Source organism: Nocardioides sp. (assembly GCF_025965415.1).
GTDB lineage: Bacteria > Actinomycetota > Actinomycetes > Propionibacteriales > Nocardioidaceae > Nocardioides.
In genome coordinates this window covers 1-11147 of record NZ_JAOPWY010000151.1, presented here as the reverse complement: position 1 = coordinate 11147, position 11147 = coordinate 1, and the positions used below count along the sequence as shown (strand labels likewise).

At 71.5% G+C, this 11147-nt stretch carries 12 protein-coding genes; 9 read left to right on the top strand and 3 right to left on the bottom strand.

Translation table 11 applies throughout. The annotated features are described in order from the left end of the window. Positions 1-140 precede the first annotated feature (140 nt). Complete coding sequence (locus tag JWN97_RS15590) at positions 141-743, top strand: lactate utilization protein C (protein ID WP_297624508.1); 603 nt, start codon at positions 141-143, stop codon at positions 741-743. 69 nt (positions 744-812) lie between these two features. Here JWN97_RS15590 and JWN97_RS15585 read toward each other — a convergent pair whose 3' ends face one another. Next, positions 813-1826 (bottom strand): LacI family DNA-binding transcriptional regulator, encoded by a 1014-nt coding sequence (locus JWN97_RS15585; RefSeq protein WP_297624505.1) that lies wholly within the window; start codon positions 1824-1826, stop codon positions 813-815. Between the two features lie 199 nt (positions 1827-2025). Between JWN97_RS15585 and JWN97_RS15580 the strand changes: the two genes are divergently transcribed. The 5 genes from JWN97_RS15580 to JWN97_RS15560 all read left to right on the top strand — a co-directional run bounded on the left by JWN97_RS15580 (position 2026) and on the right by JWN97_RS15560 (position 8097). After that, positions 2026-3309 carry a maltose ABC transporter substrate-binding protein gene (locus tag JWN97_RS15580; RefSeq protein ID WP_297624503.1) on the top strand — a complete coding sequence of 428 codons (1284 nt, stop codon included), beginning with the start codon at positions 2026-2028 and terminating at the stop codon, positions 3307-3309. An 81-nt stretch (positions 3310-3390) separates the two neighbouring features. After that, the gene (locus JWN97_RS15575; protein ID WP_297624500.1) at positions 3391-4995 is read left to right on the top strand and encodes an ABC transporter permease subunit; all 1605 of its coding nucleotides are present in this window, start codon (positions 3391-3393) and stop codon (positions 4993-4995) included. Beyond that, positions 4995-5927: a sugar ABC transporter permease gene (locus JWN97_RS15570; protein ID WP_297624497.1), complete on the top strand. Its 933-nt coding sequence runs from the start codon at positions 4995-4997 to the stop codon at positions 5925-5927. Before JWN97_RS15575 ends, JWN97_RS15570 begins: the two co-directional genes overlap by 1 nt. 7 nt (positions 5928-5934) lie before the next feature. Then, a complete protein-coding gene (gene ugpC, locus JWN97_RS15565) occupies positions 5935-7125 on the top strand; it encodes a sn-glycerol-3-phosphate ABC transporter ATP-binding protein UgpC (RefSeq protein ID WP_297624494.1) in 1191 nt (396 codons plus the stop codon). A gap of 3 nt (positions 7126-7128) precedes the next feature. After that, on the top strand, positions 7129-8097 hold the full coding sequence (locus JWN97_RS15560; protein WP_297624491.1) for a hypothetical protein: 969 nt from the start codon (positions 7129-7131) through the stop codon (positions 8095-8097). 50 nt (positions 8098-8147) lie between these two features. Here the strand turns inward: JWN97_RS15560 and upp are convergent, their stop codons facing one another. Continuing rightward, entirely contained in the window at positions 8148-8789 is a 642-nt protein-coding gene (upp, locus tag JWN97_RS15555) for a uracil phosphoribosyltransferase (protein ID WP_297624488.1), read from the bottom strand. 110 nt (positions 8790-8899) lie between these two features. Here upp and JWN97_RS15550 point away from each other — a divergent pair, with 110 nt between their 5' ends. From JWN97_RS15550 to JWN97_RS15540, 3 genes are read left to right on the top strand one after another with little or no spacing between them, the layout of a single operon-like run. Next, positions 8900-9385: a tRNA adenosine deaminase-associated protein gene (locus JWN97_RS15550; RefSeq protein WP_297624485.1), complete on the top strand. Its 486-nt coding sequence runs from the start codon at positions 8900-8902 to the stop codon at positions 9383-9385. Continuing rightward, a complete protein-coding gene (gene tadA, locus JWN97_RS15545) occupies positions 9382-9861 on the top strand; it encodes a tRNA adenosine(34) deaminase TadA (protein ID WP_297624482.1) in 480 nt (159 codons plus the stop codon). Before JWN97_RS15550 ends, tadA begins: the two co-directional genes overlap by 4 nt. Then, positions 9858-10346, top strand: coding sequence for a GNAT family N-acetyltransferase (locus JWN97_RS15540; protein ID WP_297624479.1), 489 nt, complete (start codon positions 9858-9860; stop codon positions 10344-10346). The genes tadA and JWN97_RS15540 overlap by 4 nt, the downstream gene beginning before the upstream one ends. On the opposite strand, the gene JWN97_RS15535 is transcribed toward JWN97_RS15540, so the two are convergent. Further along, a partial coding sequence (locus tag JWN97_RS15535) for a WS/DGAT domain-containing protein (RefSeq protein ID WP_297624476.1) occupies positions 10304-11147 on the bottom strand: 844 nt, incomplete at its 5' end. The two genes, JWN97_RS15540 and JWN97_RS15535, sit on opposite strands and share 43 nt — an antisense overlap.

Sequence of the window (11147 nt, the reverse complement as noted above, 5' to 3'; positions counted from 1 at the left end):
CGTACGACGCTGCCCGGCGGCCGACATGCCGCCGGCCGGCTCCCCGGACCGGCCGCCGGCTGGACCGGCGCGCGCGACCTGCCCGCGCCACCGGAGGAGTCCTTCCGCGAGTGGTGGGACCGCACGGACGGCGGCAGGTCGTGAACGCCCGCGACGAGATCCTCGCGCGGGTCCGATCGGCGCTGGCCGACGTCTCGCCCGCGGTCGACGTACCCTCCGCGCCGCGCGTGCCGGACCGGGGTGACCTCGTGGCGCTCTTCGTCGAGCGCGTCGAGGACTACCGCGCCACCGTCACCCGCTGCACCGCCGAGGAGCTGGCGTCCGTGGTGGCCGGCGTGCTCGACGGCGCGAGCGCCGTCGTGCCTCCCGGCCTCGGCCTCGAGGTCCCCGGAGCCGTGGTGGACCCTTCGACAGGACCCCACGACGGGTTCTCGGCGGCCGAGCTCGACGGCCTCGACGCCGTGGTCACGCGGTGCCGTGTCGGCATCGCCGAGACCGGCACGATCGTGCTCGACCACCTTCCCGACCAGGGCCGCCGCGCGATCAGCCTCGTCCCCGACCTCCACGTCTGCATCGTCGAGGCGAGCCAGGTGGTGGCCGACGTCCCCGACGCGATCGCCCTGCTGGACCCCGCCCGCGCGCTCACCTGGATCAGCGGCCCGTCGGCCACGAGCGACATCGAGCTCGACCGGGTCGAGGGCGTGCACGGCCCGCGCACGCTGCACGTCGTGCTCGTCGGCTGACCTCCCTCCCCGGCAGTCCGCTGCACAAAGCTGCTCCGGAAGCGGTCGGAAGGAGCCTTTTGCCGCGGACTATCGCGAGGGCGGGGCCACCGACCCGCGCTCGCGGACCGGCATCGGCACGAGCACGGCGCCGGTGACCGCCTCCTCGCCGAGCAGGAGGTCGACGGCCAACCGACCCATCTCGAACTCCGGCAGCGCGATCGTCGACAGGGCCGGGCGCAGCCAGCTGGCGAGCTCGGAGTCGTCGAAGGAGACCACCGAGACGTCGCCGGGCACGCTCAGCCCGGCCTCGCCGAGGGCCTGGTAGGTGCCGAGCGCGATGCGGTCGTTGAGGCAGACGAGGGCGCGGGGCCGCATCCCGCCGGCCAGCGCCTCGGTCACCGCGTCGAAAGCGGCCTCGGGCCACCACGAGCAGTCGAGCTGCTCGGCGACGACGGCCCCGACCTCGGCCAGCCCCGCCGTGACGCCCTCGAGCCGGCGTGAGGCGGGCAACGAGGTCGTCGGGGTCTCGCCGACCAGCACGATCCCCTCGCGGTGGCCGGCATCAGTCAGCAGGCGCGCGGCGGCGCGGCCGCCCTCGGCCTCGTCGGGTACGACGCTGGGGTGGGACGACTCGCTCTCGCAGTTGACCAGCACGACCCGCTGCCCGGCGAGGGCGTCGGGCAGCTCGACCCGGTCGTGCGAGGCCGTCGTGTAGAGCAGGCCGTCGACCTGGCGGGCGACGAGGTCCTCGATCAGCATCGGCTCCAGCACGGGATCGCCCTCGTACTCGCAGACGAGCAACCGGTGCCCGTGCGCGAGCGCGGCGGTCAGGCTGCCCCGGATCAGCTCGCCGCCGTAGTGGCCGGTGACGATCGTGTCGGCCACCAGGCCGATGGTGCTGCTGACCTGCGTGCGCAGGCTCCGCGCGGTGAGGTTGGGCCGGTAGTCCAGCTCGCGAGCGGCCCGCAGCACGCGCTGCCGGGTCTGCTCGGAGACCCGCACGTCGCGACCACCCAGGACCAGCGACGCGGTCGTCGCGGACACCCTCGCGTGCTCGGCGACGTCGCGCAGCCGGACGCGCGGCCTGGCGGTGGTGGGCATGGCCTTCCTTCCCGACGGCGCGGCCGCCCTCGTCGACACCCCCCGCGAAGCGTACGATCTGGTCCCTTGACGTGTCGCACATCACAAGGTTTACTCCTGCTAAATCGTTTTATCAAGGGCTTCCGGTCTCGGTGACCACCACCCAGACCGTGTCTCACGGCTCGACCCCCGGTTCTCATCCCGCACAGAGGAGTCCCGCATGACACGCAGTACCCGCACGTTCCGGCTCGCGGCAGGCCTGCTGGCGACCGGCCTCGCCCTCTCCGCCTGTGGAGGCGGCTCGAGCGACGACAACGACAGCGACGGTGGCGGCGGCGAGACCCCCGCTGCCTCCGGCGGCGAGCTCCTGATCTGGGTCGGCGACGGCCCCGGCGGGGACGCGACCACCGAGATCGGCAAGGCCTTCGGCGAGGAGAACGGCGTCGACGTGACCGTCGAGGTCCTGCCGGGCGCGGAGCTCCAGGCCAACTTCGTGACGGCCGCGCAGGCAGGTGACCCGCCGGACGTCGTGATGGGCGCGCACGACTGGATCGGAAACCTGGTCCAGAACGGCACGATCGACCCGATCCAGATCCCCGAGGCGACCAGCTCCACGCTCCAGCCACTGTCGCTCGAGGCGGTCACCTTCGACGGGCAGACCTACGGCATGCCCTACACGATGAACAACATCGTGCTGTTCCGCAACACCGACCTCGCTCCCGACGCCCCCGCCACGGTGGAGGACATGGTCGCGGCCGGCCAGAAGTCGGTGCAGTCGGGTGACGCCACGGCGCCACTGGCCTGGCCCGTCAGCGACACCGGCAACCCCTACTTCATCAACCCGCTCTACACCTCCGGCGGCGGCTACATGTTCGGCCAGGGCGACGACGGCTCCTTCGACCCCAGCGACCTCGGCGTCGGCACCCCGGGATCGGTCGAGGCGTACAAGAAGATCGGCGAGCTCGGCGAGAAGGGCTCGGGCGTGCTCAAGCGCTCGGTCAACACCGACAACGCCATCGCGCTCTTCACCGACGGCAAGACCCCCTTCCTGGTCGAGGGCCCGTGGCAGCTGACCACGATCGACGACAGTGACATCAACTACGAGGTGTCCGCCGTGCCCGGCTTCGAGGGCATGGACCCGGCCTCTCCGTTCATCACCGTCGACGCGGCCTACGTCGCGAGCGGCGGCAAGAACAAGACGCTGGCCCAGGAGTTCGTCACCAACTACTGGTCGCGTGCCGACGTCGGCGCCCAGCTCTTCGAGGCCACCAAGAACGTGCCCGCCAACAAGGACACGCTCGCCCAGATCGAGGGTGACAACCCCGCGGTCGCGGCCGTCAGCGCCGCCGGTGCGGAGAACGGCCAGATCATGCCGAGCATCCCGGAGATGGCGGCGGTCTGGGACCCGCTGGGCAAGGCCGAGGCGGCCGTCATCGGGGGCGCCGACCCGCAGGCGACGATCGACAGCGCGGCCAAGGCCATCCAGGCGGCGATGAAGGAATAGGCCAGGTGTCTCCCGGGGCGGGCCGTCGGCTCGCCCCGGGGAGCCGGTCCCCCCGCACACGACTACGTCGAGGAGAGTCACGTGGCAGGCAGCACGACATCGCCCCCGAGCCGCAAGGCACCCCGGTGGGGGCTGGGCGCCGACGGCACCAGCAGCCCCAGGACGCTGATGGTCAAGGTCGTCGGCCTCGCCGTGGTCGCGGCCATCGCCCTCTGGGCGGCGCTCCCGCTGATCCGCTCCGACAACTGGTGGGGACTGGGTGTCGTCGCCGGCGTGACAGCACTGGCGTTCTACATCTACCTGTCGCCGCGCACGGTGCCGATGAAGTACCTGCTGCCCGGCACGCTCTTCCTCATCGCCTTCCAGGTCATCCCGGTCCTCTACACCGTCTCGACGGCGTTCACGAACTTCAGTGACGGGCACCGCGGCACCAAGGAGCAGGCGATCACCGCCATCCAGGGCGCCTCGGTCACGCAGGTGCCCGGCTCCACCATCTACACCCTGACCCTCGCCACGGACGGCGACGCCGCCACGGGCGACATCGTCTTCCTGCTGTCCGACCCGACCTCGCAGGAGAGCTTCGTCGGCACCGCCGACGGCCTCGAGCCGCTCGAGGAGGGGACCTTCGAGGCGCCGACACCGGGGGGCAAGATCACCGCGTCCGACGACTACACCGTCCTCACCGTCCCGCAGGTCAACGCCCGTCAGGACGACATCTCCGCCTTCAGCGTCCCGACCGACGCCGGTGCGATCAAGAGCCAGGGCCTGTCGGCCGCGTTCGAGGGGTCGCCCCAGCAGTCATACGACAAGGGGTGCGACTGCATCACCGACGCCGCCACCGGCGACACGTGGACCGCCGACGACGGCGAGGGCTCGTTCGTCAGCGACGACGGCGCCCGACCGCTCGCGCAGGGCTGGAAGGTCAACGTCGGCCTCGACAACTTCGCCCGGGTCTTCACCAACGACACCATCCGCGGCTCGTTCCTGCGGATCGTGGTGTGGAACTTCGCCTTCGCGATCGGCACCGTGGCGATCACGTTCGGACTGGGCCTGGTGGTGGCGATCGCGCTCAACAACCCGCTGATGCGCGGGCGCACGCTCTACCGGTCCTTCATCATCCTCCCGTACGCCATGCCCGGCATCGCGATGTACCTCGTCTGGCGCGAGATGTTCAACAAGGACTTCGGGCTGATCAACCGCCTCCTCGGCCTCGACCTCAACTGGTTCGGCACGACCGCGAGCTCGATGTTCGCCATCCTGCTGATCCAGCTGTGGCTGGGCTACAACTACATGTTCCTGGTGATCACCGGGGCCCTGCAGTCCATCCCCTCCGACCTCGTCGAGGCGGCCGGGGTCGACGGCGCGAAGCCGTTCTACGCCTTCCGCACGATCACGTTCCCGCTGCTGCTGGTGGCGCTCGCGCCGCTGCTGATCACGTCCTTCGCCTTCAACTTCAACAACTTCTCGGCGATCTTCCTGACCAGCCGCGGTGGTCCCTTCCCACCTGACAACCCGAGTGCCGGCAGCACCGACCTGCTGATCACCTACACCTACCGGCTGGCGTTCGGCGGGTCCGGCGCCGACTACGGGTTCGCCGCCGCCATCTCCGTGCTCATCTTCCTGATCGTGGCGACCGTCTCGATCGTGAGCTTCCGTCGCACCCAGGCCCTGGAGGAGATCAACTGATGACACACACGACGTCCGCCGCGCCCGTGGCCACGAGGGGTGCCGAGGGTGATCCGCCCGAGGTGGTCCGACTCGGGTCCGCGAAGGGCGGCTGGTTCCGCCGCACCGGGTTCAGCCACCTCGTGGGGATCCTGGCCCTGGCCTTCTCGATCTTCCCGATCCTGTTCGTCGTCTCGGCGTCGCTGAACCCGACGGGCACGCTGAGCTCGTCGACGCTGATCCCGCGCGACGTCAGCCTCGCCAACTACCGGGAGCTCTTCGACGGGTCGTTCCCGCGCTGGTTCGTCAACAGCCTGGTGATCGCCTCGCTGTCGGCCGCGATCTCGATGCTGATCTCCGCGTGCGCCGCGTTCGCGTTCTCGCGGTTCCGGTTCACCGGCCGCCGCACCGGGCTCATGGGGCTGCTGCTCGTGCAGATGTTCCCGCAGTTCCTCGCGATCGTCGCGATCTACCTGATCTTCGCCAACATCACCGAGCTGTGGCCGGCGATCGGCTTCAACACGGCCGCCGGGCTGGTCATCCTCTACCTCGGAGGAGCCCTCGGCGTGAACACGTGGCTGATGAAGGGCTTCTTCGACACGATCCCCAAGGACCTCGACGAGTCGGCCAAGATGGACGGCGCGACGCACGTCCAGGTCTTCTTCGGGATCATCCTCCCGCTCGTGGCGCCGATCCTCGCGATCACCGGGCTCCTGGGCTTCATCGGGGCGATCAACGAGTTCCTGATCGCCAGCGTCTTCCTCCGCCAGGACGAGTCGAAGACCGCGGCCGTCGGCCTCTACGGGCTGATCGCCGACCCGCTGACCAAGAACGCCCAGTTCGGCGAGTTCGCGGCCGGCGCCGTGGTCCTCGCCGTGCCGACGGTCGGCTTGTTCATGTACCTCCAGCGCTACATCGTCGGCGGGCTGACCGCCGGCGCCGTGAAGGGATGAGTGGATCGTGGCTGAAGTAGTCCTCGACAAGGTCAACAAGGAGTACGAGAACGGCTTCCACGCCGTGCAGGACCTGTCCATCGACATCGCCGACGGCGAGTTCATCGTGCTGGTCGGCCCGTCCGGGTGCGGCAAGTCCACCGCCCTGCGGATGATCGCCGGGCTGGAGGACATCAGCAGCGGCACTCTCACGATCGGGGACCGGGTCGTCAACACGCTGGCCTCCCGCGAGCGCGACATCGCGATGGTCTTCCAGTCCTACGCCCTCTACCCGCACATGACCGTGGCCGACAACATCGCCTACGGCCTGAAGATCCGGCGGATGGACAAGGGCGAGGTGGAGAAGCGGGTCAAGCGCGCCGCCGACATGCTCGAGCTCGGACCGCTGCTCGACCGCAAGCCCAAGCAGCTCTCCGGCGGCCAGCGCCAGCGCGTCGCCATGGGCCGCGCGATCGTGCGCGAGCCCAAGGTCTTCCTCATGGACGAGCCGCTGTCCAACCTCGACGCCAAGCTCCGCGTGCAGATGCGGGCCGAGATCGCCCAGGTGCAGCGCGACCTCAACGTCACCACGATCTACGTCACCCACGACCAGACCGAGGCGATGACGATGGGCGACCGGGTCGCCCTGATGAAGGCCGGCGTGCTGCAGCAGCTCGGCGCCCCGCAGCACCTCTACGACCACCCCGACAACATCTTCGTCGCCGGCTTCATCGGCTCCCCGCCGATGAACATGGCCCTCGCCACCATCGACCGCACCGGCTCCGGCGTGACGGTGTCGTTCGGCGGGACGACCATCGAGGTGCCCGCCTCGGTCACCGCCGAGCGCCCCGCCCTGGCGTCGTACGCCGGTCGCCAGGTGGCGGTCGGCCTGCGCAGCGAGGACATGGAGGACGCCGCGCTCGCCCGCGACGCCGGCCGTCCCCGGTTGGGCACCAGGGTCGCGCTGACCGAGGCGCTCGGCTCGGAGATCGTGGTGCACTTCCCGGTCGACGCGCCGCGCGTGGTCACCGAGGACACCAAGGCGCTCGAGGAGGACGCCGGCACCGAGGACGTGCCGACCACCCACACCGGCAACGTCTGGGTGGCCTCCTTCACCCCGCGCTCGCGGGTGCGGCCCGGCGACGAGGTGCAGATCGCGATCGACGCGGAGCGGTTGCACTACTTCGACCCTGACACCGGTCTCGCGATCCGCGACTGACCGGTGGCGCTGAGGCTTCCGGAGCACTGGGTCTGGGACAGCTGGGTCGCCGACGACGGCGAGCTCTTCCACCTCTTCTTCCTCAAGGCGTCACGCCACGAGGACGGCATGTCCTCGCGGCACACCCGCGCCGTCGTGGGCCACGCGACGTCGCCCGACCTGGTCTCGTGGACCGCGCAGCCCGACGCGCTCGGGCCACGGGAGGGGGCGTGGGACGACCTCGCCATCTGGACCGGGTCGGTGGTCCGTGACGACGACGGGCGGTGGCGGATGTTCTACACCGCCATCTCCACCGGCGGCGGCCCGAAGGACCAGCGGCTCGGGCAGGCGGTGTCCCACGACCTCGTGGCGTGGGAGCGCGCCGGGTCCGCTCCCCTGGCTCCGGTCGACCCGCGGTGGTACAAGACGGACGTAGACGACCAGACGGCCAGCGAGACCTGGCGCGACCCGCTCGTGCTGCGCGACCCCGATGGTGACGGCTGGCACCTGCTGGTCTGCGCCCGCGCGGTCGGCGCCGGGCGCAACGACGACGGCGTGCTCGCCCACGCCCGCAGCCGCGACCTCGCGAGCTGGACGACGTACGAGCCGTTGACCCGTCCCGGTGCCGGCTTCGGCCAGCTCGAGGTGGCGCAGGTCAAGGAGGTCGACGGCCGCTGGGTGCTGGTCTTCACCTGTCACCCCGAGGAGCAGACCGCCGAGCGGCGCGCACGCTCCGGCGACCACTGCACGTGGTCGGTGCCGGGAGCGTCGGCGCTCGGCCCGTGGGACGTCGACGCCGCGCGCCCGTTCACGGCCGTGCCCGACCTGTTCGCAGCGCCACTGGTGCAGCGACGCGACGGCTCGTGGTGCCTGATCGGCTTCCGCAACCGTGAGGGCGAGGGCGTCGACGCGATGGAGATCGTCGACCCGGTGCCCGTGGGGCTCGACCCGGACGGCTACCTCGTCGCCGATCGAGTAGTCCGCATCAGCTGACTCGTGCCGGGCCCTGGTCGACGAGCTCTTTGATGCGGACTACCAGTGGGTCAGTGCGCGACGCCGTAGAGCCGGTCGCCCGCATCGCCGAGGCCCGGCACGATGTAGCCCTTGTCGTTGAGCTTCTCGTCCATGGCCGCGGTCACCACGGCGACCGGCACCGCGAGGTCGGCCAGCGCGGCCTCGAGGTTGGCGACGCCCTCGGGGGCGGCGAGGAGGCAGATGGCGGTGATGTCGTCGGCGCCGCGGTCGGTGAGGAAGCGGATGGCCGCGGCGAGCGTGCCGCCGGTGGCGAGCATCGGGTCGAGGATGTAGCACTGGCGGCCGGAGAGGTCCTCGGGCAGGCGCTCGGCGTACGTCGACGCCGCCAGGGTCTCCTCGTTGCGGACCATGCCGAGGAAGCCGACCTCGGCCGTGGGCAGCAGCCGCATCATCCCGTCGAGCATGCCGAGCCCGGCGCGCAGGATCGGCACGACCATCGGCCGCGGCTGGGCGAGGTAGACGCCGGTGGTCGGGCCGACCGGGGTGGTGATCTCGCGCGGGTCCACGCGCACCTCGCGGGTGGCCTCGTAGGCCAGCAGGGTGACCAGCTCGTCGGTCAGCCGACGGAAGGTCGGGGAGTCGGTGTCCTCGTCGCGGAGGACGGTGAGCTTGTGGGAGACGAGGGGGTGGTTCACCACGTGCAGGCGCATGCGGCCACCCTAGTGGGCCCCGCCGGGGGCGAACGAGTCCGAAAGAGGGTTGGCGCACCCGCCCGCATCTGCGACATTGGACGGGTCAGCAGCCTGGGGAGGGTCGGGACATGTCCGAGCACATCGGCGAGGTCGACTACGCGCTGGTCGCGTTCCTCGAGGACGGCGCCTGGCAGGTGCAGGACATCGCCTCGCCGGCCTTCAACTCCGTCGACACCCTCAGCCACGCCCTGCGCCAGGTCTCCGGCGAGGCCGGCGCCGTCGGCATGGTCGCCGTCGACGAGGACTTCTTCGTGCTCGTCCGGGTGGCGGGGTCCACGACCCGCGTGCTGCTCTCCGACGTCACCGCCGCCGTTGAGTGGGAGCTGGCCCAGTCGGCCATCGACTTCCTGGGCCTGCCCCCGCCGGAGGACGACGACGAGGAGGTGCCGGCCGGCGACCTCGACCTCCTCGGCGACCTCGGGCTCCACGCCATCGACATGGGCGCCTTGCTCGACGACGCCGACCTCTACCCTGACGACGTGCTCTCCGACATCGCCCGCCGTCTCGGTTTCGGCGACCTCTTCGACGACGCCGTCGGCCTCACGTCTGCATGAGCCCCGACGGATGCGGCTCCTCCTGGAAGGAGCCGATGCGCCTGGCCCTGGCCGAGGCGCGGGCCGCGCTGGCGGGCGACGACGTACCGGTGGGGGCCGTGGTGCTCGACGAGACGGGCACCGTGATCGGCACCGGTCGCAACACCCGCGAGTCCCACGGCGACCCGACCGGGCACGCCGAGGTGGTGGCCCTGCGCGCGGCCGCGGCCGTGCGCGGCGAGTGGCGGCTGACCGGCTGCACCCTCGTCGTCACCCTCGAGCCCTGCACCATGTGCGCCGGCGCCCTCGTGCTCGCGCGGGTGGACCGCCTCGTCTTCGGGGCGTACGACGACAAGCTGGGCGCGGTCGGCTCGCTCTGGGACGTGGTCCGCGACCGTCGGCTCAACCACCGGCCCGAGGTCGTCGCAGGCGTGCTGGCCGACGAGTCCACCGCGCTGCTGGACGCCTTCTTCGCCCGCCACCGGGGCGCGTCGTGACCGAGGTGCGCCGCGCCACCCCCGCCGACGCCGACGTGCTCGGCCGGCTGCTGTGGGACTTCAACACCGAGTTCGAGACGGAGACCGACGACGCCGACGTCCTGGCCGCGCGCTTCGCCCGGATCCTCGCCCTCGACGACATCGTCGCGGTGCTCGCCGAGGAGCCCGACGGGACCCCCGTGGGCTTCGCCCTGCTGAGCCTGCGCCCGGCCATCTGGTTCGACGGCCCCGTGTCGCAGCTCGAGGAGCTGTACGTCGTACCCGCCCTGCGGTCGCACGGCATCGGCACCCGGGTCCTCGACCTCTGCCGCCGCCTGGCGCGCGGGCTGGGCTCGCCCGAGATGCACATCGGCGTCGACGAGGTCGACGTCGACACCCGGCGGTTCTACGAGCGCCACGGCTTCCTCAACATCGAGGCCGGCGTGGACTACCGGATGCTCTACTACGTCGGCCCGACCGACCCGGCTCCCCCGACGTCGCCCTGAGCGGCGGAGACCATCTCCTCGACACCCTCGACGAGGCACTCGCGCAGCGCACCGAGGTCGGCCACCGCGCTCGCGTCGACGTTGACGCCGATGCAGGCGGTGTCGCCGACGGTCACCAGGCACACGGTCAGCGCGGCGCCGGGCAGTGGGCCGAGGACGTACATCCCCTGCACCTCGGCACCCGCCATGTAGCGCCGCCGCGGCGGCCCGGGCAGCGTGAGGACGAAGGCGTCGGGGACGGCGGCGGTGCGCAGCGCCGAGGCGCCGACGAATGACGGCATCCGGTTCATCATCGGGGCCGCGGCGTCGAGCACCTCCAGCGCCCGCTCGGTGTGCAGCGACAGCACCTCGCCGCGGACGGCGGCGACCCGGTCGACGGGGTCCTCGATCGCGAGCGGCCCGGAGATCAGGGCGCCGGCGAACCGGTTGCCGAGGTCGTCGGCGCGGTCGAGCGAGACGCGTACGCCGACGGGGATCTCGTGCACGGAGCCGTCCCGGCGCGCGTGGTAGCGGCGGAGCCCGCCGAGCACCAGCGCGACCGCGGCGTCGTCGAGCGTGCCGCCGCCCTGCCGCGCGACGGTGCGGAGCGGCTCGAGCGGTGCGTCGAGGGTGAGGAAGGTCCACTTCCTGCCGGTGCGCGGGGACAGCTCCGGCGAGGGTCGCGCGGCCTGGGTGAGCAGCCGGCGGACCGACGCGCCGTACCTCAGTGCGGACCCGACCACCGCCTGCGGGCGAGCGGCGGCGTGGCCGAGGGTGCGCACGGCCGCCAGCGCCGCGTCGGGCAGGGTCGCGACGCCGCTG